Origin of the sequence: Pedobacter sp. (assembly GCF_965227205.1) — a bacterium.
In the GTDB taxonomy this organism is placed as follows: Bacteria; Bacteroidota; Bacteroidia; order Sphingobacteriales; family Sphingobacteriaceae; genus Pedobacter.
Genome location: NZ_OZ245727.1, coordinates 352,999 through 376,611, shown reverse-complemented (window position 1 = coordinate 376,611; position 23,613 = coordinate 352,999). Strand labels below are relative to the sequence as shown.

The window sequence follows — 23,613 nt, the reverse complement described above, 5'->3', positions numbered from 1 at the left end:
TTAATAGTTACGGGTATCAATGCCCCATAATAATTTATTCCTTAACGTGTTTAAATAAGTTTCATTGTTAAGGCGAATAAGATTAACGCAAAAATCGGCTTTTTTTATAGATATTTTTACTGAACGTTCTACAGTTACAGTTCGGCTATCGCAAGAAACTAAAAATTTAGATTCTCTGGCCTCAACCTCAAATGATAGTGAACTGCTATCGGGTAAAACAACCGGCCTCACATTAAGATTATGCGGAGCAATTGGAGTGACTACAAAGTTTTTAGAATCTGGATAAATAATTGGTCCGCCGCAACTTAGAGAATAGGCCGTAGAACCTGTTGGAGTTGCTATAATTAACCCATCTGCCCAGTAAGAGTTAATGTACTCGTTATTCATTTTAGCATGAATAATCATCATTGCAGAATTATCGCGACGATGTATCGTAATATCATTCAAAGCGAAATTTTCTTCGCCAAACAATCCGTTTTCAGATTCGAGGAGTAAAAGAGAACGCTCATCAAGCGTATATTCGCCATTTATTAACGCTGTTAGTGCAGATTCTATTTCCGTTTTATTGATACTAGCCAAAAACCCTAACCTGCCGAAGTTAATACCGATAACAGGAATGCCAGAATTACGGATTAAAGAAAGTGTATCAAGCAATGTTCCATCGCCACCTAAACTCAATAAAACATCGGCAAGCTCTTTTAACTCATTGTGGTTATGAAAAGTTACCGTGTTTTTCGGCAATTTGATTTTACCGTGAAGCGAATTTTTGAATTTGTAATGAAGAACTGGCTGTATATTATGGCTCTTTAAATGATTAAAGACTTCCTGAACATAAGGCAAAACTGTATCATTAAAGTCTCTGCCATAAATTGCAATTCTCATAAAATTAAACGTTTAAATAGTTCATAAAAGAATCATAACGTTCTTGAGAACCATCATCAACTTGTGTATTATTATAAACTTCTTTAACCTGATAATCATATCGCTCGAAAGAAGCAACTAATGAAGTAATTTCAGTTTTATTAACCTTTAAGGTTACTTCCAGACGCGTAGAATTTTCAAATGAGTTTACATAAGATGATAATATCTGTGCATTATCAGCCTCAACAATTTGTGCAATATGCGCTAAAGAATTGTCTCTGTTGCTAATTTCAAGCACGATAATACCACCTGGCTCGTTAACAGCATAAATTTCTGCTACTGCACCAACCATATTTGATATCGAAATTAAACCAACATAGTTTTTCTGAGCATCTAAAACAGGAACCGATGTTAATTTTAAGGTACTTAATAATTTAATTACATCGTATGTATGCGCATTTGTGAAAACAAAAGCGTTTAGCAGATTAAAAGAAGAATCTTTAATTAAAGCTTCAGTGTTTCTTACTTCTAGTAAATCATCTTCCGCTAACAAACCTAAAAACTGATTATCGTTAACTACAGGCATATGTTTAAGCTTAAACTCGTTCATGCGATCGAGAGCTTTCTGCACTGTATCTTCAGTTTTTAAAGGAAGTATAACATTCGATATGATTTCTTCGGCAAACATTACTTCAATAATATCCTATCTAAAAATTTTTGTAAAAATGCGTTAAATATTTCCGGATGCTCCATCATTGGTGCATGTCCGCATTTATCAACCCAGTTTAATTCTGAGTTTGGTAATAATTGATGAAATTCTTCTGCAACTTCTGGCGGCGTAACTTTATCGTTTTTACCCCAAATTAAAGATACCGGGATTGTAATTTTAGTTAACTCTTTTGCCATATTATGGCGAATAGCCGACTTAGCCATCGTAAGAATTCTAATTACTCTAGATCTATCGTTAACCGTTTTGAATACATCATCAACAAGTTCTTTTGTTGCCGTTGCCGGATCGTAAAATGTAAACTCAACCTTTTCCTTAATATAATCGTAACTCTCTCTTCTTGGGAAAGAACCACCAAAAGCATTCTCATAAAGACCTGAACTACCTGTTAATACCAAAGCTTTTACAAACTCCTGATGCGCAGCGGTAAAAACCAAACCAACATGACCGCCTAAAGAATTTCCTATTAGAACAACCTGATTTAAGTTTTTAAACTTCAAAAAACGGTGAACATATCTTGATAAAGCCTTAACGCCTAAGGTTAATATTGGTAGTTCATAAATCGGAAGAATTGGAACAACAACGTGATATCTATCTTTAAATTGATCTAAAACAGGCTCCCAATTACTCAATTCGCCCATCAAACCATGCAGCAACACCAATGTTTCGCCTTTTCCGGCTTCTATGTATTTAAATCCTTCTTCTTCTATTACCTGGTAGTTCATATATTAATGGATGGTATTGTGTTACTAAGTTAGTAGAGTAAAATTAAATTTTGGCATTTATATGCCATTTTTCTGAAATAAAATTAAAAACGGTTCAAAAACAGCCCGAAAATCATCTAAATAACGTTTTATACCTTTCAACTTGAGGCTTTTGACTTCCCACTCTTAACTTTCGGCATTAGTCTTGCAGCTTTTAGCTTAATTCAGCTTCTCTTTAACTAATTCAGCAATTAATTTACCATCGGCCTTTCCTGCCAAAGCTTTATTTGCCAAACCCATAACCTTCCCCATATCCTTAACTGAAGTAGCGCCAGATTGTTTGATAACATCTACTATTATTGTTGCAACTTCTGCTCTATCTAATTGCTTAGGTAAAAACTGATTTATAACCTCAATTTCTTCTTCTTCTACTTTGAATAAATCTTCTCTGTTTTGTTGCTTGTAAATATCTGCAGACTCGCGACGTTGTTTTATCAGTTTTTGAAGAATTTTCAATTCAGTTTCTTCTGTAATTTCTTCTGAAGCACCTTTTTCAGTTTTAGCCAAAAGCAAAGCTGCTTTAATTGCTCTTAAACCTCTAAGTTGAGCATCATTTTTAGCCAACATGGCTTTTTTTATTTCTTGATCTATTTGTATCATCGTTCTTTAGTTTTTTGGGTATTTTGTTTTTTAGTTTTGCGTGTTTACTAACAACTACATCACTAAAAAACCAAACAACTATTTTCTATTTATAATTGTTCCCGTAGCTTGTGCAGTTGGCATAATCAACATATCGTTTATGTTTACATGCTTGGGTCTGCTTACCACATACCAGATTGCATCGGCTATATCATTAGCTATTAATGGTTCAAAATTCTCGTATACCTTTTTCGCTCGGTCTTCATCTCCCTTAAAACGAACCAATGAAAATTCTGTTTCTACTGCTCCCGGATTTATAGAAGTAACCTTAATTTCATGTTGAAGTAAATCGATACGCATGGCTTTAGTTAAAGCATCAACAGCATGTTTGCTTGCACAATAAACATTTCCATTTGGATAAACTTCTAACCCGGCAATTGAACCTATATTTACAATATGACCAGTTTTATTAGGAGTCATCCAATTTGAAACCACTTTGGTAACATACAGTAAACCTTTTACATTGGTGTCAATCATGGTATCCCAATCATCAGTATTACCTTTATCAATTGGTTCTAATCCTTGGCTTAAGCCAGCATTGTTTACCAGTACATCTACATTTTTCCAATCTGATGGCAAAGCTTCAAATGATTCCGTTACAGTACTTTTATCTCTAACATCAGCAATAATTTGCTTGATAGATATTGCGTATTTATCTTCTAAGTGATGCGAAATTTTTTCTAATCTTTCTTCGCGACGAGCAACCAAAATTAAGTTGTAGCCATTTTGAGCAAATATATGTGCACAAGCCTCGCCAATACCAGAGGTTGCACCTGTAATTAAAGCTATTTTAGACATTTTTCTTTATGAATTTTGAACAAGCAACGCATCAAGCATTACTTAATCTACAGCAGCAAAGGTAAGTTTTTTTGAATTGCCTAACTACTCAAAAAACAAGCTGAATGTAAAATGACGCAACTTGGTTTTATCCAACGGATTTGCAAAAGCAGTGTTATCGTGTTGAAGCAAATCGTTTATTGAATAGGATACTTTTATCTCTGGCGACATTTTGAAGTATTCGAAATATAAGTCAAAACCAATTCCGGTTTCGTACGATAAGTAGTTTCTTTTGTTTTTAAGCAATTTATTTAAAGGCATTTCACCTTCATCAAAAGTTTTCTTTTTTGAGGCGATGTCCATCGAATATTTAGCGCCACCAATCCAATATGCTCTGAAGTTATTTAAGCGATTCGATTTTATTTTAAGCGATAGCGGAATTTCGAACATGGTTGCCTGAACCTTTTTTTCGATAACCGTTTGAAAAGCCGGTGGAGTTATCGAATTATTTATTGGCTGCTCAACGGTTGGAGCAGGTTCGTATTCGTACTTAACTACCCTATCACTAAAAATTAAAGACGGTGTAGAACGTAAATCGAAGTTTTCAGAAATCCGCTTATTTACAACAAAACCCAAACCAAAACCAACTGATGGTGGACTGGAAATTGCTGTCATTGGCATGGTGAGTTGTTTTCCATCTAAAGGATCATAATAAACATCACGCCAGTTTGCTTTCTTTAAAATTTTATATTCAGCAGAGATATACTGGAAACTGAAACCAAAATGTAAGTCTTCATCATCTACACCTCCACCCCAATTTTGGGCAAAAGCCGTAAATGTTACCATAAAAAAGGAGATGATTAAGCTTACTTTTTTTATCATTTAGTACCGGTGTATATTGAACTTATTCCAAACGTCAAAATTCTTTGTTTGGTACTTTTGAAGCCAATCTTTTCCATTAATTTAGTAAAATCCTCACCATCGGGAAATGCAGCAACAGATTCTGGTAAATAAGTGTATGCTCGGTGGTCTTTAGAAAACAGCTTACCAAAAAAAGGTGTAATGTGCTTAAAGTAAAAACTATACAATTGCTTTACCGGAAAAACACGTGGTTTTGAAAACTCAAGAATCACCATTTTTCCACCCGGTTTTAAAACCCTGAATATATCCATTAAGCCTTTTTCAAGGTTTTCGAAATTACGTACGCCATAAGCACAGGTAATTGCATCAAAGGTATCATCATTAAAATGCAAACCTTCCGAATCGCCAACCTGAACGGTAAAAACACCATTTAAACTACGTTCGTTAATTTTCTTTTTGGCAACTTTTAACATTCCTTCAGAAATATCTACACCAATAACTTTTTCTGGTTGAAGTTTCTTAATGGCCTCGAAAGCAAAGTCGCCTGTTCCTGTAGCAACATCGAGCATAATTCTTGGGTGCAAAGACACCAATTCTTTAATTGCTTTCTTGCGCCATAGAACATCAATACCTAAAGAAAGGAAATGATTTAAAAAATCGTAAGTACCTGAAATATTGTTAAACATGGTTGCAACCTGCTCTTTTTTAGTTGCATCTGCTGCTTGATATGGAGTGATATTCTGATTCATGATATGTGGCAAAGATAGGTTTATTGTTGAAATGTTTTAAAAAGTTAAAAGGTTGAAATGTTTGATAAACGTAAAACATTAAACACCCAAGGCATTAAAACTTTACAACATTTCAATCCCTTCAACATTACAACCATTAATTCCTACCTTTGCATTATGATTATTAAAACCGCAACTTTTGTTTGCAGCAATACCCAGATTTCGGCTTTGCCTGCTCCGCTCTTGCCGGAATATGCCTTTATCGGCCGTTCGAATGTGGGTAAATCTTCCTTAATTAATATGTTGGTTAACCACCATGGTCTTGCAAAAACATCGCAACGTCCCGGAAAAACTCAGCTTATAAATCACTTCCTGATAAACGAAAACTGGTATATTGTAGATTTACCTGGTTACGGTTATGCAAAAGTTTCTAAAACGAGCAGAGAGAAATGGGAGAAATTTATCCGTGCTTACATAACAAAAAGAGAAAGTTTACAATGTGTTTTTGTTTTGATTGATAGCAGACTTGAACCGCAGCAAATTGATATTGAATTTTGCTACTGGTTGGGCGAAAAGCAAATTCCTTTTTCGTTAATTTTTACTAAAGCGGATAAACAAGGCATGACGATCACTCAAAAAAATGTTGCTGCGTTTAAGAAAAAGTTAGGCGATTTCTTTGAAGAAATTCCGGCAACTTTCATTACTTCTGCAGAAAAAGGAAATGGAAAAGATGATGTTTTAAATTTCATCACGGAAGTAAATAAAGATTTTGTTGTACCAGCAGATTATAAAAGGTTTTAATAATTCCTTCAATGGGTCATTAGTCATTGTTTCATTGGGTAACGATTGTACAATTAAACAATAATCAAATCAGCAATTATCAATTGAACAATAACCAATTAAGCAATAACCAAATTAACAATCATCAATTAATCAGTTTAACAATTGAGCAATTAACCAATTCAACAGTTAACCAATTAACCAACATAAACAGCTAACCCTGTTCTTAATGAAAAAATACTTTTCACTCGTATTATTTGCACACTCGGTTTTCGCGCTTCCATTCGCAATGATTGGGTTCTTTCTGGGTGTAACCACAACCGACAATCCATTTTCATGGTATAAGCTTATTTTAGTTTTGCTTTGTATGGTTTTTGCACGTAACTCGGCAATGGCCTTTAACCGTTATTTAGATAGAAATATTGATGCGAAAAATCCCCGCACCAAAATGCGAGACATTCCGGCGGGTAAAGTTTCAGCTCGCGAGGCTTTAACTTTTGTAATTGCCAATTGTTTGTTATTTGCCGTTACTACCTATTTCATAAATCCGCTTTGCTTGTATTTATCACCAGTAGCCTTGTTTGTAGTTTTATTCTACAGTTATACGAAACGTTTTACAGCGCTTTGCCATTTGGTTTTAGGTCTGGGTTTAGCCTTAGCGCCTATTGGCGCTTATGTTGCAGTTACCGGACAATTTGCTTTAGTCCCGGTATTGTATTCACTTACTGTTCTTTTTTGGGTTAGCGGATTTGACATTATTTATGCCTTACAAGATGAAGATTTCGACAGAGAAGAAAAATTACATTCAATTCCTTCAGCTCTTGGCATAAAAAATGCACTAAACGTATCCGTTTTACTGCATATTTTTTCAGCTATTTGTGTAATTCTACCAGTATTCTTTACATCATTTAGCTGGGTTTATTATGTTGGAATCGTGTTTTTCTGTTCGATGTTGATTTACCAGCATTTACTTGTAAAGCCAAATGATATTAGTAAAGTAAACCGGGCATTTCAAACTTTAAATGGTTATGCTTCGGTAGTATTTGCAATATGCTTCTTAATTGATGCGTATATAAGAACGAAATAAAAAGTAATGAAAGAATTAGTGAATTTTGAATGAATGAATTTGTCACAAATCAATAATAAAATCGTCATTGCGAGGCACGAAGCAATCTTACAACTATGGGTTAGTTTTATCGCTTTAAGATTGCTTCGTGCCTCGCAATGACGGAAGGCTCCCCAGATTGTCGAAATTAAATTACGCTATAATCCAATCTTTCAATCAATCATTCAAAACTCAATCAATAATTCAAAATTCAATCATTCTCTAAAAACTCAATAATTAACAACCTATGATTATAAATAAAAAGCCTAGAAAATATATCCCACAGGAACTTAACATTACTTGGGAAAGCCTGGAACCAATTTTTTCCGAATTACAACAGCGTGAAATTAATAGTGCTGCTGAATTGGAAAGCTGGTTAAAAGAAAGATCGGAAATTGAAGCCGCTTTAGAAGAAGATTTCGCATGGCGATATATTAAAATGAGCTGCGATACCGCAAACGAAGAACTGGTTAAAGACTTCCAGTATTTCGCTACAGAAATTGAACCTAAAATTTCTCCCCTATCTAACGAATTGAATAAAAAATTCAGTGAAAGTCCGTTTATGGATGATTTGGATAAGGAAAAATATTTTGTTTACAGCAGAGCGATAAAAAAAGCACTCGAGTTATATCGCGATGAAAATATTGAACTGTTTACCGAATTACAGGTTAAACAACAAAAATATCAAGGTATAACGGGTGCAATGAGCGTTGAAATTAATGGTCAGGAGTATACACTTGAGCAAGCTTCAATTTTTGTTAAAGATTTGAATCGTGAAGTACGTAAAAATGCTTGGAAAACCATTCAGCAAAGAAGACTGGTTGATAAAGACGATTTGAATATTTTATTTGATGAATTAATAAAACTTCGTAATCAGGTTGCGCTTAATGCAGGTTTTGAAAACTATCGCGATTACATGTTTCAGGCTTTAGGCCGTTTCGATTACACGCCGCAAGATTGTTATGATTTTGCAAATGCAATTGAGAAAGAAATTGTACCGATTTTGAAAGAACAAGCCGAAAAAAGACGTGAAGCTTTAGGTTTAGAAACTTTAAAACCATGGGATTTAGAAGTTAGTGTTAGCGGTAAACCTGCTCTAAAACCATTTAACAATGGCGAAGAATTAATTGATAAAAGTATTGCTTGCTTTAATGCTATTGATGAAAAGCTTGGAAACAAACTGGCAACAATGAAAGCAAATAACCTTTTTGATGTTGAAAGTAGAAAAGGTAAAGCTCCGGGCGGTTATAACTATCCTTTAGCAGAAACCGGTGCACCGTTTATTTTTATGAACTCTGCCAATTCACTTCGCGATTTAACTACAATGGTTCACGAAGGTGGACACGCAATTCATACTTTCTTAACTGCTGATTTGGAATTAAACGATTTCAAACATTGCCCATCGGAAGTTGCAGAATTAGCATCTATGAGCATGGAATTAATTTCTATGGATAATTGGGACGTTTATTTCGATAGTGCAGAAGATTTAAATCGTGCAAAGAAAGAACAATTGGCAGATGTTTTAAAAACTTTACCATGGGTTGCGGTTATCGACCAGTTTCAGCATTGGGTTTATACAAATCCAAACCATACAGCTGCCGATAGAGAAGAAACTTTTAAGCAAATCTATAATCGTTTCGGCGCAGGTTTTGCAGATTGGACAGATTTAGAAAAGGAATTCGGGAATGTTTGGCAAAAACAATTGCATTTGTTTGAAGTACCTTTTTATTATATCGAATACGCAATTGCGCAATTAGGTGCTATCGCTGTTTGGAAAAACTATAAAGAAAATCCAGAGAAAGCATTAGAACAATATTTAGCAGCACTTTCTTTAGGGTATACAAAACCTATGAATGAAATTTACGAAACCGCAGGAATCAAATTCGATTTTAGCGCAGAGTATGTAAAAGAATTGGCTGCTTTTGTAAAAGAAGAATTAGACAAACTAGGATAGATTAAGGTTTATCTTCTCGTTTAGTAATTAAATTAGTCGTAGCATAAAGCTGCGACTTTTTTGTTTTTTGTTGTTTTAAAAACTCACTATAAATATCTGTGTAATCTGTGGCTGAAAAAATCATAAATCACCAACTTGTGAAATTCTGTTAATTAAGTTAAACATTGTTAAAATGCGCTCTTTGGTTAACCTAATCGTTTAGTTTAGTGCTATTATTCTTTCAGATAAGGAATAATCTAATCATCAGCCGACTAAATTAACATGAAACAAATCTCTCTGTTGTTCATTATTATAAGCATTTTCTTCTTATCAGAAACTAAAGCCCAAGATAAAACTGGTAAAATTTCAGGCTTGCTGTTAATTGATAAAACCAAGCCCGTTTCCGGAACAATTATATTGAAAAACTTAAATGATACTACTTTTCTCAGAAGCATTTCATCAAACCAAGAAGGAAAATTTAGTTTTGAAGGTTTAGCTTATGGAAGTTATTCGATTGTTATAAATGCGATCGGTTTTAAAACCATTACCGAAAAAATAGAGGTCTCTAAACATCAACCAGCAATCGAAAAAAACTTTAACATGGAGGCTGAATTAAATGATTTGGGTAGTGTTACAGTTGTTGGCAAGAAACCCCTTGTAGAAAGATTTACAGACAAAACGGTACTGAATGTTGAAAACAGTCTGGTTGCAACAGGAAATACCGCACTCGAAGTTTTGGCAAAAATGCCTGGAGTATTGGTTAATCAGGATGGTGCCATCAGTGTAAGAGGAAAATCCGGAGTTAATGTTTTAATTGATGGAAAATCTACTTTTCTATCTAATGAACAGTTGGCAACAAGACTAAAATCAATGAATAGCAGCGAGCTAAAATCCATCGAACTAATTACAAATCCATCTGCTAAATACGATGCAGAAGGAAACGCCGGAATAATCAACATCAAACTGAAAAAGAATTCGGCATTTGGCACAAATGGCAACTTAGATTTGGGCTTTGGCTACGCAAAAAACCCTAAAAGTGATGCAGGTATTTCGCTAAACCACAGAACAAACAACTTCAATGTTTTCGGAAATTTTGCAAATAATAACAATAAATATCAGGAAGATTTAGACATTGATAGAATTACAAATAATGGAGTTTCAGATACCCATTTTCATCAATATAACACCCAGATTCGCTCATCATATAACAATAATTATAAATTCGGATTGGATTACTTTCTAAACAAAAAAAACACCATCGGTTTTCTAACTACAGGTTATTTTAATAACGGCCACGATAGTTCAAATGGGATCACTGACATAGGAACAAGCTTCACCAAAATAGATTCTTCTATCGTTGCAGATAATCCCTCAACAAATAAATTTCGAAACCAAGCTTACAACTTAAATTACAAATCTATTATTGATTCACTTGGCCAGGAGTTTTCGATTGATTTAGATTATGCGCAATACCGTAGCGAAGAATACACAGTTTACAATAATTACTTTTCTGATGCTGGTGGAAATCAATATAAATCACCATTAACTTTTAGGAATTTAACACCATCATTAATAAAAATTAAAGCCGCCAAAATTGATTATTCATTGCCGTTAAACGCTAAAGCTAAGTTCGATTTTGGATTAAAAAGTAGTTGGGTAAGTACTGATAATGATTTTAGGTTTGAAAATTTAGTCGCTACACAATGGCAAAATGATTTAACAAGAAGCAATCGTTTTGTGTACGATGAAAATATAAATGCGGCTTATGCTAATTTTAAACAGGAATTTAAAAAAACGAGCGTTGAAGTTGGCTTAAGAATAGAACAAACTAATTCGAAAGGTAATTCCGTTAACGAACAAAAAGTTGTAAAAAGAAGTTATCTCGATTTCTTTCCAAGTTTTTCTGTTAATCAAGATTTATCGGAAAATAATCAACTTGGTTTTTCATACAGCAGGCGCATCGACCGACCGGATTATAAATCATTGAATCCATTTGTTTATTTTGTCGATTTATATACTTTTAGCCAGGGAAATCCATTTCTAAATCCGCAATATACTAATGCTTTCCAGCTCGCATACAATTACAAAAAAGAGCTTAACGTTTCATTTGGCTACAGCATTACAAATAATTTAATTTTAGATGTTCTGCTTCCTGATGATGCAAAGAAAACGCTATACCAAACCGTTCAAAACTTAGATAAGCAATTATCTTACGATTTAACGATTGGTTATCCAACAACTGTAACCAAATTCTGGAACATGGATAATACGCTTACAAGCACTTATAATCAGATAAAATCAGCTGGTTTAGGCGGAACAGATTACGATAGAAAAAAGGTAAATTTTGCATTAAACACCAGTCATAACTTTACCATCACCCCTTCTACTTCTGCAGAACTTTCTGGAGAATTTGTTTCAGCTCAAATCTATGGAACCTATGCAATTAAACCATATTATGGAATCGACTTCGGTGTAAAGCAATCTTTCATCGACAAACGACTAAACCTGAAATTCGCCATTAATGATATTTTAAATAGTAGAATAGGAAGAATCAGTAGTGCTTTATCGTCTCTAAATTATAACCTAAGTCAGAAACAAGAAACCAGAATTTTTCGGTTCAGCCTAAACTATAGTTTCGGCAGTAATGCTATTAAAGCAACAAGAGAAAGAAAAACAAGTGTTAGTGATGAAGAAGGAAGAATAAAATAAAACGCTGGCATTTTAATTTACGCTGTCGATTTTAAATCTTCAAAATCCGCGAACATCCGAGTAATCTGCGGGAGAAAATTAAGAAATAGATTTCCCGAAAATTTCGCTGATTAACGCAGAAAACTCCCTGCAGGTTCCCAAAATATAATCGTTAATAAATTTATACCTTGCTTTAAACGTTTTTAACTGATATTTTTTTAAGTTTGAGGAATACAACAACCAAAACAGATGTTCGAAAAGCTATTCAGGAAGAAATCTATTTCTAAGATATTACAAGATGCAGCAAAAGGCTATGGCGACCATGATAGTTCATTACATAAAACCTTAGGCGTTCGAGATTTAACTGCTTTTGGTATCGCAGCGATTATTGGCGCAGGTATTTTCAGTACAATCGGTAAAGCCAGTGCAGATGGTGGTCCGGCGGTAATTTTCTTATTCATCTTTACTGCTGTTGCCTGTAGCTTTGCTGCTTTCGCATATGCAGAATTCGCATCAATGGTGCCTGTTTCTGGTAGTGCTTACACTTATTCTTACGTAGCTTTTGGCGAATTAGTAGCCTGGATAATCGGTTGGTCGCTGATAATGGAATATTCCATTGGAAATATAACTGTTGCCATTTCCTGGTCTGATTACTTTACCGGATTACTCTCCACAATAAAAATTCCCACCCTCGGTATAGAAGGTATCCATGTTCCGGATTGGATGACAATGGATTACCTAAGTGCATATAATGGCCATAAACAAGCCGAAGCGCTTTTAGCAGCCGGGAAAAACTTAGCAGATTTAGATAATGCGACAGCATTGGCAAATAACGCCTGGCTTACCGCTCCACAAATTGGCGGCTTTCATTTGGTTGCCGATATCCCTGCATTGGGTATTATCATTTTAATTACCTGGTTAATTTACCGAGGCATGAAAGAAAGCAGAAATGCCAGTAATGCAATGGTTGTAGTTAAACTTGCTGTTATTCTTTTGGTATTAGCCGTTGGTGTTTTTTATGTTGATACAACGAATTGGGACCCATTTGCACCAAACGGAGTTACTGGCGTTTTAAAGGGCGTTTCAGCAGTATTTTTTGCATATATCGGTTTCGATGCGATTTCTACTACGGCAGAAGAATGTAAAAATCCACAAAGAGATTTACCTCGTGGAATGATGTGGGCAATTATTATCTGTACCGTTTTATACGTTGCAATTGCTTTGGTTTTAACCGGAATTGTAAAATCTGACACTTTAGCCGTTGGCGATCCGTTAGCCTTTGTTTTCGACCAGATTGATTTAAAATTAATGAGCGGCATTATAGCTGTTAGTGCAGTTTTTGCAATGGCAAGTGTACTTTTAGTATTTCAGATGGGTCAACCACGTATTTGGATGAGTATGAGCCGTGATGGTTTATTACCGAAATCATTCTCCAAAATACATCCAAAATATAAAACACCTTCATTCGCAACCATTGTTGTAGGCTTCGTAGTAGCGGTTCCATCGCTTTTTATGAATTTGACCATCGTAACCGACCTTTGTTCTATCGGGACATTGTTCGCATTTGTATTGGTTTGTGCAGGTGTTTTGGTGTTACAAAACCGACCCGACGTGCAACGTGGCAAATTCAAAATACCTTACGCTAACAGCAAATTCATTGTTCCTATAGCATTTATTGCGGCTATTGCATTCGCTTTCACACAATATGGAAAAGAAACAAAAGCCTTCTTTTTAAACTTACCAAAAACGGTTCAAACCGTAAATTTTGTTACTTCTTTAAATGGTGAGGAATTAAAAATTGTTAAGACAGAAATTATTAAAGATGCAGCACCACAAATTATTTTAACCGATAAAGTTGATGCAGAATCTTATCTAAGCGGTTTGCCTGCTGATAGATATGAGCAATTCATTACTGCTTCAAAAGTCACAATCGAGAAAAAATACGAAAGCGGCTGGAGCCTGTTTAAACATAAAATCCCAATGTGGATATTCCTTATTATTTGTGTAATAATCTGCTACTATTGCATCACTAAAAACTTGTCGTTAATACCGGTTTTAGGCTTAATAAGCTGCCTTTACATGATGTGCGAACTTGGAATTTCGAACTGGATTGGCTTTGGAATCTGGTTAATTATCGGACTTGTAGTTTACTTTGCTTACGGTTTTAAGAACAGTAAATTAGCAAAAGAAGCGAATTAGTTTTTTGTTTTTGGAAATGGCTGCTCAGTAATGCTTGGCAGCCTTCAGCCCCGCTTTTACCAATAGTCCCGATAAAACCTGTGCAATTGTTAAAGAGTGTTCAGCAAATTAAATTAGAAGCTTAAATCGGGAGCTATTTGGTGCAATCGGGTTTATATTGATTGGCTTTTTCTAACTATCGGTTGGTGTCTCACCAACCGAAAAACAAACAAAATCCAGTTGCCGAATTATACGATATAATTAAAATCTCTGTCGGTGAGAGACCAACCGAGAGATTAGCCAATAACCAACCTCCTTTATAGATGAAGCATAGATCAAGTAGGGATAAAGCATAGATAGAGTACTGTAACAGTACTAAATTGTAATTCTTGGCATTAATGCAGTCAATTATATAATGTATGTTGAATTATGGCTTACACACCCAGCTAAGCCCAAGTAGAAAATCTACGTTCTACATTAAACCGGCCTAACAAATTTTTCGGAGCACACAGTCCAAGCCAAAGCACTACCTTTAAAAGAAAAATTTTCAGCCGGCAATTTTGTTTCTTTTGTTGTCAAAAGAAAAAAGCCCGTCTGGCTAAGACAAATACCCCCTCCTCTAGAAGAGGGGAATACAAATCGCTTTAAGATTCCCAATTAAATTGGGAATGACGACCGTTCAAAATATAAATTGAATAATCTTTTTACACAGCCTCTTCATGTAAAATTGATTATTTCTTTTTCACAAAAGCCATTGTGGTAATAATACCAAGACCAGCGAAAGATGCTATCATAAACACATCAGCATGATTCCAGCTTAAAATTTTTGCAACCGGACCTAAAACAAACAGGCAAATTGCTACAATTACAAGATATTTCCTCATGCTAAACCGGCAATCTGTGTAATTCGATATCGTCTGGAGTTACAAAAATTAATGGAACTTTTTCCACATCTACATAACTACTATCCAAACCGAAACTTCGCTCTTCAGATAAACTTAGCTTTTTAAGGATAAAATAGTAATCCATTACCGTACGCTCATAGAAACTTAGTTTAGTAAATTTAGATAAGTGTTTTTCTAAAAGAACAAAACGGAAATCGCCGGCAATTTTATGTTTATTTAATGAAGTATATTGACTTGTAATATCGATTTCGCCATTTTTAACCAACTCTTCTACAACTTTACGATAAAGCAAGTTTACCCTTTGCTCAATTCTAAAACCTAGTCTAAAATCGATACGAATTAATTTCCCTGGAATTAAAAATTCTACTTTATATTCTAGCGTATACGGTTCATCCATTACATCTACGTGTACCAGCCAATAAACATCGGCACGCTTAGGTTCTTTCTGAATAATTGAATAAATAATCTTAGATTCGATTTCGGTTTTAAAATTTGCACTTGTTAAATAAACCAGTTGCGATGAATATTTTGGAACAGATTCATCACTACTCAGTTCACTCAGAATTTGATAATAATCTTCTATCTCAACGTATTTAACAAAACGATTTTTAATCTTACGTGAGTTGTACCAGGTCCACATTACGCTTAATAAAGCACAGCCGATTAGTAGAGTTACCCAACCACCATGTACAAATTTGAAGAGATTACCGGCTAAGAATGCCAATTCGATTGCACCATAAACGACAACAAAAATTACAATTACATATTTCGGGAATTTCTTTCTCAACATGTAAACGGCAACCAAAACAGTCGTCATTAAGAAAGTAAGGTTAATTGCCAAACCGTAAGCTCCCTCCATATCATCAGAACGTTTAAATATTAAAACGATGATAATACAACCAATACAAAGCAACCAATTGATAGATGGAACGTACAATTGCCCTTTCTGTACACTTGGATAGTTGATGCGAACTTTAGGCCAAAGGTTTAAACGAACAGCTTCAGAGATAAGCGTGAACGAACCTGAAATCATTGCCTGTGATGCGATTACCGCAGCTGTTGTAGCCAAAGCAACCATATAAAGTACCATTCCCGGAGGCACTAACTCGAAGAAAGGATTAACAAAATGAGGATCGTAATTTGGGTTTTTCAAAACCCATACACCTTGCCCCAAATAGTTAAAAATAAGCATGGCTTTAACAAAAATCCAACTTACTCTTATGTTTTGTTTACCGCAGTGACCTAAATCAGAATACAAAGCTTCTGCCCCGGTTGTACAGAGAAATACACCACCTAATATAGCTAAAGCCCCCGGATTAGTTACCAATAAATGAATAGCATAATATGGGTTTAAAGCTTTGAAAATAGATGGATCGTGAATAATTTGATTTATACCTGCAGCACCTAAAGCAGCAAACCATAAAAACATGATGGGTCCGAATAGCTTTCCAACCAGGTTTGTACCGAATTGCTGAATAATAAATAACAGTGCAATAATGGTAATAACAATTGGTAATACAGATACCGTTGGAAATTTGAGTTTTAAACCCTCAATTGCTGATGTAACCGTAATACTGGGCGTTATCATACCATCAGCGAGTAAGGCTGCACCGCCAATAATTGCAGGAATAACGAGCCATTTAGCCTTTTTGCGTACCAATGAGTAGAGTGAGAAAATTCCACCCTCACCTCTATTATCGGCACGAAGGGTAATCATTACATATTTAATTGTGGTCTGAAGCGTCAGTGTCCATATTACGCATGATAAAGCACCAAGAACTAAATCGGGATTGATATATGGACCAGCGGCATGATTAGTTTCAGCAATTTCTTTTGCTGTTTTAAAAATTGCCTTAAGCGTGTATAAAGGAGAAGTACCGATATCGCCAAAAACAATACCTAAACTTATCAAAACTCCGCCTGCTGTTAGCGCATTTACATTTTTATGGTTTGACACTTCATTAAGATTTTAGTGCGGCAAAAGTAAACTAACTATAACAATTTAACAACCAATTTATTGTGTATTTTCAACACTGTGCAAACCAGATATTTGTTCTGAATAAAATGAACGAATTAAGCTCACCTAAAACGTTTTTGTTCAATTTCAAAAAACCTGATACGTAAAAAAACAAAATTTATTGTTAAATTGTGTTAAATTAATATGTTTAAATAAAATGTTTAATTTCTTTGTATTAAATTAATACATTTGCTATACAATTTGATGAAACTCTACCCAAAGATAATGCTTCTCATAAATATTACATGCATATTCTGCATGCTAATGTTTTGCGCTGTAAATTCTTGGGCTCAACAATCAGATAGTATTCATTTTAGCCTAAAATCTAAGGCAAAAAAAGCAAGTAAAATTCCGGAGATTAAAGCGAACATCCAGCCGTATAAACCACTTTATACGCAAATTGGTGGCGCAAGTATGTTTAATGCATATTCTGGTACAAGTACAAAATCAGCAAGTATTGCTTCGAAAGATAAATTGCTAACCATTGTTAAAATTTATCCTAACCCGGTTCAAGATCAATTGAATATAATTTTATCCCTAAACAAGGACACTCAGGTTACCATTAAAATAATCGATTTATTAGGTAATGAAGTGGTAACGTTAGCGAATGAGCGTTTAAATTCTGGTGAGCAGACTAAAAGTTATGCAATTCCAAGCAGATTGAATGCAGGCATTTACTTTTTACGTGTTTTGGCTGGCTCAGAATATCAGGTAAAACGAATCTCAGTTTTATAACACCAATATCTTTTCTATTTTTGGGTTATTCAGGAGATTTTCTAAAAATCTCGTTTTCGATACCTCAAATCAATCAGAATGAAAATCATCGCCATTGGCAGAAATTATGCAGAGCATGCCAAAGAACTTAATAACCCGGTTCCAACAACGCCAGTAATATTTTTAAAACCCGATACCGCCGTTTTAAAAGACAACAAACCTTTCTACCACCCAGATTTTTCTGATGATGTACATTACGAATTGGAAGTGGTTTTGAAAGTTTGTAAAGAAGGCAAACACATTTCAGAAAAATTTGCCTCAAATTATTACGATGAAATTGGCTTAGGTATTGATTTTACAGCCCGAGATATCCAAAGCAAACATAAAGAGAAAGGTTTGCCATGGGAACTTGCAAAGGCTTTCGACAATTCTGCACCAATTAGTATCTTCTTACCTAAAACGGATTTCGAAAACTTGTACGACTTAAATTTTGAGCTTCAACTAAATGGAGAAACAAAGCAAAAAGGACATACCAAAGACCTTTTATTCTCGTTCGAAAAAATAATAAGCTTTGTTTCGCAGTACATCACACTAAAAAAAGGCGATTTAATTTTTACAGGTACGCCAGAAGGTGTTGGTAAAGTTAGCCGTGGCGATAAATTAGAAGCTTGGCTAGAAGGAAAACAACTTTTAAATTTTGAGGTTAAATAAAACAGATGCAAATCATAAAAATCAAATCTATATCTCCCCTTTTACTACTTAGTTTTTTAATATCAACAAATACATTATTTGCGCAACAAATTTTCAGCAGCAATAAATATCCATTAACTTATTTCAGACAGCCATTGGACATTATGCCACCTGCTTTGGCTGGTTCTTTCGGTGAGATAAGAGGCAATCACTTCCACTCAGGTATCGATTTTAGAACGAATCAGCGAGAAGGATATCCGGTTTATGCTGTTGCAGATGGTTATGTTTCGCGTTTGCGTGTTCAAAACAGTGGTTTTGGCCAAGCACTTTATGTTAATCATCCTAATGGTTTCACATCTGTATACGGACACGTACAACGGTTTGCTCCTAAAATTGCATCCATTGTAAAAAACCTTGAATACGAGAAAAAATCATTTGAGATTGATGAATTTCCAGACCAGATGTTAATTCCGGTTCGTAAAGGAGAAGTGATTGCATGGTCGGGTAATCGTGGTAGTTCAGGCGGTCCTCATTTACATTTTGAAATTAGAGACAGCAAAACTGAAGAAACCATAAATCCTCAGTTTTTTGGCATAGATATTCCAGATAACATTCCGCCTGTAATTTATAGCCTTTACGCATACAAATTAAACGGAAAACCATTTACCGAGAATACACCTAAACAAGCAATAGCGATAACGGGCAGCAACGGTTCGTATAAAGCAGCACCCGTGAGTTTAACAGGAGAAATTGGTTTTGGAGTAGTAACAACCGACAGACATAATGGTTTATCAGGTTTAAATGGAGTTTATTCTATTCAGTTAGAGCTTGATGGAAAAATGATTTACACATCGGCATTAGAGCGCTTTGCTTTTGAAGATAGCAAAGCCATCAATTCTCACATCGATTATCCAACTTTTTTAAACACTAAGCGAAGTATCCAAAAGAGTTTTGTTGAACCTGGAAATCCATTAAGCATTTACAGCAATTTGGTAAACAGTGGAAAAGTTAATTTTACCGATGGAGAGATTCATCAGCTTAAATATATTATAACCGATTCAAAAGGAAATGCTTCAACGTTATCTTTTGCAGTACATTCAGGCGCTTCAGCACCTCCGGTTACAAATATCCCGGCAGGAATTGTTTTTGGTTACAATAAAGTAAATGAGTTTAGCAACGATGAAATAAAAGCTGTTTTCCCTTTAGGCACATTATATAACGATTTAAATTTCACTTACAAGAAAACACCAAAGCCAGCTGGAAATGCATGGTCGAATGTTCATCAGATTCATAATCGATACACACCGCTACATACAGGTTTTGAATTATCGATAAAGGCAGATAATTTACCAGAAGAATTAAGAGAGAAAGCACTAATTGTTAGCACTAATGGTTCATCGCAGGGTGGAAGTTTTGTAAACGGTTTTGTTAAAGCAAACCCAAGAGCATTTGGCAGTTTTTATATTGCTGTTGATACGATAGCCCCACGCATCGTTCCGACCAACATTTCTGAAGGAAAAAGCATGGCCGGACTTTCAAAAATCTTTTTCAAAATCAGTGATAACCTTTCTGGTTTAAAAAACTTTAGTGGCTATATCGATGGCAAATGGGTTTTAATGGAATTTGATGCTAAAACGGCTACGCTTTGGCACAGCTTTGATGAAAGAACCGCTACTGGCAAACACAATCTCGAACTTGTAGTTTCTGATGTGAAAGATAATGTAAAACGTTATTCTGTGTCATTTTTTAGGTAGAGGTTATTATTTGCAGCAACCTAATCCTTTATCAATTGTTATATTACTAAATTGCATAATCAATAAAATCAATCATATAATTATATGGCAGAATTAAAAGAAGGCGACATTGCACCAGCAATCTCCTCGAAAAATGAAAAAGGCGAACAAGTTTCTTTAAGCGATTATAAAGGTAAAACAGTTGTTTTATATTTTTATCCGAAAGATGATACACCAGGTTGCACTGCAGAAGCTTGCGATTTCAGAGATAATTATCAAGGCTTATTGGCAAAAGATATTATTGTTTTAGGTGTAAGTACTGATGATGAAAAATCTCACCAGAAATTTGTAACTAAACATAGTTTGCCTTTTACTCTACTTGCTGATACAGACCAAAAAATTGTTAATGATTACGGTGTTTGGGCAGAAAAAAACATGTATGGCAAGAAATATATGGGCACAGTTCGTACCACTTTCATTATAGATGGAGATGGAAAAATTGCTCACATTATTAAAAAAGTTGACACTAAAAACGCAACTCAACAAGTACTAGATTTAATCAATAACTAATTATGATATAGCAGGTAAAATATTACCTTTGTTATGTAACAACAACCTCATATTTAATGAAACATACAATTAAAGAGCTAGAAGATATTGCTTCGCAAATCAGACGAGATATCGTAAGAATGGTTCACGGATGTCAATCTGGTCACCCGGGTGCTTCACTTGGATGTACAGATTTTTTCACAGCTTTATATTTCGAAGTATTAAACCACAAAACCGATTTTAGCATGGATGGCGTTGGAGAAGATTTATTCTTCTTATCTAACGGTCACATTTCTCCGGTTTGGTATAGCACATTGGCTCACGCAGGTTATTTTGATAAAAGCGAATTGGCAACTTTCCGTAAGTTAGATTCAAGATTACAAGGTCACCCGACTACACATGAGCATTTACCTGGGATCCGTATTGCTTCGGGTTCATTAGGCCAAGGATTATCTGTTTCAATTGGTGCAGCTTTAGCTAAAAAGTTAAATGGAGATAAATCGCTTGTTTTTGCTTTATTAGGTGACGGAGAGCTACAAGAAGGACAAAACTGGGAAGCTGCAATGTTTGCGCCTTTCAATAAAGTTGACCATTTAATTGCATCAGTTGATTATAACGGACAACAGATAGATGGCCCAACAAGTAAAGTTCTTGCTTTAGATGATTTACAGGCAAAATTTGAAGCTTTTGGATGGCATGTAATCAATACCGACGGTAATGATATGAAAGCTATTGTTGAAGGTTTACATTACGCTAAAACATTAACCGGAAAAGGTAAGCCAATCTTAAATTTAATGAGTACACAAATGGGTGCTGGTGTAGATTATATGATGGGTACACACAAATGGCATGGTACAGCGCCAAACGATGAGCAATTAGCAGCGGCATTAGCGCAATTACCAGAAACATTGGGAGATTATTAACCCCCTAGCCCCCTGGAGGGGGAATAAAAAACTTAAATTTTACACTAACAAATAAAGCCCCTTTAGGGGTTTGGGGTATGAAAACCTGCGAAGCAAGCTTGAACCCAGGTAAACAAAAAATTAAGAAATCGTGAAAAAATACACATATACAGAAAAAAAAGATACACGTTCAGGATTTGGAGCTGGTTTACATGAAGCCGGAAAGAAAAACGAAAACGTTGTTGCACTTTGTGCCGATTTAGTTGGCTCGTTAAAAATGGATGCCTTTATTAAAGATTTTCCAGAGCGTTTTACTCAGGTTGGTATTGCAGAAGCAAATATGATTGGTATTGCTGCCGGTTTAACAATCGGTGGTAAAATTCCGTTCACGGGTACTTTTGCTAATTTTTCTACTGGTCGTGTTTACGATCAGATTCGCCAGTCTGTTGCCTATTCAAATAAAAATGTTAAAATCTGTGCATCTCACGCTGGCTTAACATTAGGAGAAGATGGTGCAACACACCAGATTTTAGAAGATATTGGTTTAATGAAAATGTTGCCAGGAATGGTGGTTATTAATCCTTGCGATTACAACCAAACTAAAGCAGCAACAATTGCCATTGCAGAATACGAAGGCCCGGTTTACTTACGTTTCGGTCGCCCGGTAATTCCTGTATTTACAGATCCTGACCAAAAATTTGAGATTGGTAAAGCATGGATGGTTAACGAAGGTACCGATGTTACCATTATTGCAACCGGCCACATGGTTTGGAAAGCAATTGAAGCTGGCGAGAAATTAGCTGAATTAGGTATCGATGCAGAGATTATAAACATCCACACCATTAAACCTTTGGACGAAGAAGCCATCTTAAAATCGGTTAAAAAAACTGGTTGTGTGGTTACTTGCGAAGAGCATAACAAATTTGGTGGTTTAGGCGAAAGTGTTGCACGTTTATTAACTACAGAATATTTAGCGCCACAAGAGTTTGTTGCTACAAACGATACTTTTGGTGAAAGCGGAACGCCAGACCAGTTAATGTCGAAATACGGTTTAGATGCAGTTAACATTGTAGAAGCTGCACAAAAAGTAATCGGCAGAAAAAAATAAAAATCCAATAACAAACGCTCACGAGATAATATTCTGGGCGTTTGTTATTTGAAAATGAGCATACAGAATTTCTTGGAATCTTTAGCCCCGCCATTCGCTGTAGCCTCGTAGAAAAACTCGGGCTGCCGCTGCTGTCGGGTTTAGAAACAACATTTCTGCACTAATGCATTAGCGGAGTTGTATTTTAGTACAAACCGCAGTAAATAAACCTGATTGAAGTGGAAAGCCCGCAATCCCGATTTTCTCGGGAGCGGACTTGTAACGAAAAGCAGGACTACCGTTACCGAAGAATTACGAACGAACATTTTCTAAAAAATATACTGATTAGTTAGTTAAAGCGTTTTAAAAACGCCAGAACATCAAAACCCGATTAATGAAACAAGTTGAAGATTCAGAAATTCTTGCCATGTTCGCCGTTGAGCGCACTCGAAATGAAGCTTTTAACTTGTTATTAAAAAAATATCAGCAGAAAATTTACTGGCACATCCGCAGATTGGTACTAAACCATGATGATTGCGATGATTTAATTCAGGAAGTTTTTGTAAAGGTTTGGAAAAACCTGGATAAATTTAGAAGCGACTCTCAGCTTTATACATGGATTTATCGCATCGCGACCAACGAATCCATTACATTTCTAAATAAACAGAAGCAAAAAAACAATACGCCTTTAGATGAAGTTTCTTCTGAACTGGCCGATAATTTAGTGGCATCATCTTATTTCAATGGCGATAAATTAGAATTAAAACTTCAAAAGGCAATACTCACACTACCCGAAAAGCAAAGAATAATTTTCAATATGAAATACTTTGATGATATGAAATATGAAGAAATTTCTGAGGTACTTGGAACATCTGTAGGTGCATTAAAGGCATCATTTCATATCGCTGCAAAAAAAATTGAAGCTTTTATTACAAATGATGAGATTGACTATTAAACCTTTTCACATTTATTGTA

21 protein-coding genes are annotated in these 23,613 nt (G+C 35.2%); 12 read left to right on the top strand and 9 right to left on the bottom strand.

Going from position 1 to position 23,613, the window contains the following annotated elements:
• From ACO05K_RS01430 to ubiE, 7 genes are all read right to left on the bottom strand, one after another.
• The gene (locus tag ACO05K_RS01430; RefSeq protein WP_421942689.1) at window positions 1-882 is read right to left on the bottom strand and encodes an NAD kinase; all 882 of its coding nucleotides are present in this window, start codon (window positions 880-882) and stop codon (window positions 1-3) included.
• A gap of 4 nt (window positions 883-886) precedes the next feature.
• A complete protein-coding gene (locus ACO05K_RS01425) occupies window positions 887-1,549 on the bottom strand; it encodes a CBS domain-containing protein (protein WP_421942688.1) in 663 nt (220 codons plus the stop codon).
• Window positions 1,549-2,313, bottom strand: coding sequence for an alpha/beta fold hydrolase (locus ACO05K_RS01420; protein ID WP_421942687.1), 765 nt, complete (start codon window positions 2,311-2,313; stop codon window positions 1,549-1,551). The genes ACO05K_RS01425 and ACO05K_RS01420 overlap by 1 nt, the downstream gene beginning before the upstream one ends.
• Window positions 2,314-2,511: 198 nt before the next feature.
• Complete coding sequence (locus tag ACO05K_RS01415; RefSeq protein ID WP_421942686.1) at window positions 2,512-2,952, bottom strand: GatB/YqeY domain-containing protein; 441 nt, start codon at window positions 2,950-2,952, stop codon at window positions 2,512-2,514.
• Window positions 2,953-3,030: 78 nt separating this feature from the next.
• A complete protein-coding gene (locus tag ACO05K_RS01410) occupies window positions 3,031-3,789 on the bottom strand; it encodes an SDR family NAD(P)-dependent oxidoreductase (RefSeq protein ID WP_421942685.1) in 759 nt (252 codons plus the stop codon).
• An 84-nt stretch (window positions 3,790-3,873) separates the two neighbouring features.
• A complete protein-coding gene (locus ACO05K_RS01405; protein ID WP_421942684.1) occupies window positions 3,874-4,650 on the bottom strand; it encodes an outer membrane beta-barrel protein in 777 nt (258 codons plus the stop codon).
• On the bottom strand, window positions 4,647-5,378 hold the full coding sequence (gene ubiE / locus ACO05K_RS01400; RefSeq protein ID WP_421942683.1) for a bifunctional demethylmenaquinone methyltransferase/2-methoxy-6-polyprenyl-1,4-benzoquinol methylase UbiE: 732 nt from the start codon (window positions 5,376-5,378) through the stop codon (window positions 4,647-4,649). The genes ACO05K_RS01405 and ubiE overlap by 4 nt, the downstream gene beginning before the upstream one ends.
• Window positions 5,379-5,534: 156 nt before the next feature.
• Here ubiE and yihA point away from each other — a divergent pair, with 156 nt between their 5' ends.
• The 5 genes from yihA to ACO05K_RS01375 all read left to right on the top strand — a co-directional run bounded on the left by yihA (window position 5,535) and on the right by ACO05K_RS01375 (window position 14,062).
• The gene (gene yihA, locus ACO05K_RS01395; RefSeq protein WP_421946265.1) at window positions 5,535-6,158 is read left to right on the top strand and encodes a ribosome biogenesis GTP-binding protein YihA/YsxC; all 624 of its coding nucleotides are present in this window, start codon (window positions 5,535-5,537) and stop codon (window positions 6,156-6,158) included.
• Between the two features lie 208 nt (window positions 6,159-6,366).
• A complete protein-coding gene (locus tag ACO05K_RS01390; protein ID WP_421942682.1) occupies window positions 6,367-7,224 on the top strand; it encodes a UbiA-like polyprenyltransferase in 858 nt (285 codons plus the stop codon).
• A 265-nt stretch (window positions 7,225-7,489) separates the two neighbouring features.
• Entirely contained in the window at window positions 7,490-9,196 is a 1,707-nt protein-coding gene (locus ACO05K_RS01385; RefSeq protein ID WP_421942681.1) for a M3 family oligoendopeptidase, read from the top strand.
• A 261-nt stretch (window positions 9,197-9,457) separates the two neighbouring features.
• The gene (locus ACO05K_RS01380; protein WP_421942680.1) at window positions 9,458-11,884 is read left to right on the top strand and encodes a TonB-dependent receptor domain-containing protein; all 2,427 of its coding nucleotides are present in this window, start codon (window positions 9,458-9,460) and stop codon (window positions 11,882-11,884) included.
• Window positions 11,885-12,112: 228 nt separating this feature from the next.
• Window positions 12,113-14,062, top strand: a complete 1,950-nt coding sequence (locus ACO05K_RS01375) for an amino acid permease (protein ID WP_421942679.1) — start codon at window positions 12,113-12,115, stop codon at window positions 14,060-14,062.
• Window positions 14,063-14,772: 710 nt separating this feature from the next.
• Here ACO05K_RS01375 and ACO05K_RS01370 read toward each other — a convergent pair.
• The gene (locus ACO05K_RS01370) at window positions 14,773-14,925 is read right to left on the bottom strand and encodes a hypothetical protein (protein WP_421942678.1); all 153 of its coding nucleotides are present in this window, start codon (window positions 14,923-14,925) and stop codon (window positions 14,773-14,775) included.
• Window position 14,926: 1 nt separating this feature from the next.
• On the bottom strand, window positions 14,927-16,903 hold the full coding sequence (locus ACO05K_RS01365) for a KUP/HAK/KT family potassium transporter (RefSeq protein WP_421942677.1): 1,977 nt from the start codon (window positions 16,901-16,903) through the stop codon (window positions 14,927-14,929).
• A 318-nt stretch (window positions 16,904-17,221) separates the two neighbouring features.
• Here ACO05K_RS01365 and ACO05K_RS01360 point away from each other — a divergent pair, with 318 nt between their 5' ends.
• The 7 genes from ACO05K_RS01360 (at window position 17,222) to ACO05K_RS01330 (ending at window position 23,593) form a co-directional block, all read left to right on the top strand.
• Complete coding sequence (locus tag ACO05K_RS01360; RefSeq protein WP_421942676.1) at window positions 17,222-17,698, top strand: T9SS type A sorting domain-containing protein; 477 nt, start codon at window positions 17,222-17,224, stop codon at window positions 17,696-17,698.
• Window positions 17,699-17,776: 78 nt separating this feature from the next.
• On the top strand, window positions 17,777-18,388 hold the full coding sequence (locus ACO05K_RS01355) for a fumarylacetoacetate hydrolase family protein (RefSeq protein ID WP_421942675.1): 612 nt from the start codon (window positions 17,777-17,779) through the stop codon (window positions 18,386-18,388).
• A gap of 5 nt (window positions 18,389-18,393) precedes the next feature.
• Window positions 18,394-20,121 (top strand): M23 family metallopeptidase, encoded by a 1,728-nt coding sequence (locus ACO05K_RS01350; protein ID WP_421942674.1) that lies wholly within the window; start codon window positions 18,394-18,396, stop codon window positions 20,119-20,121.
• Between the two features lie 84 nt (window positions 20,122-20,205).
• Window positions 20,206-20,670 carry a thioredoxin-dependent thiol peroxidase gene (gene bcp, locus ACO05K_RS01345; RefSeq protein ID WP_421942673.1) on the top strand — a complete coding sequence of 155 codons (465 nt, stop codon included), beginning with the start codon at window positions 20,206-20,208 and terminating at the stop codon, window positions 20,668-20,670.
• Between the two features lie 56 nt (window positions 20,671-20,726).
• Window positions 20,727-21,572, top strand: a complete 846-nt coding sequence (locus ACO05K_RS01340; protein ID WP_421942672.1) for a transketolase — start codon at window positions 20,727-20,729, stop codon at window positions 21,570-21,572.
• Between the two features lie 130 nt (window positions 21,573-21,702).
• Entirely contained in the window at window positions 21,703-22,659 is a 957-nt protein-coding gene (locus ACO05K_RS01335; protein WP_421942671.1) for a transketolase family protein, read from the top strand.
• Between the two features lie 373 nt (window positions 22,660-23,032).
• Window positions 23,033-23,593, top strand: coding sequence for an RNA polymerase sigma factor (locus ACO05K_RS01330; protein WP_290241075.1), 561 nt, complete (start codon window positions 23,033-23,035; stop codon window positions 23,591-23,593).
• The last annotated feature ends 20 nt before the right edge of the window (window positions 23,594-23,613 follow it).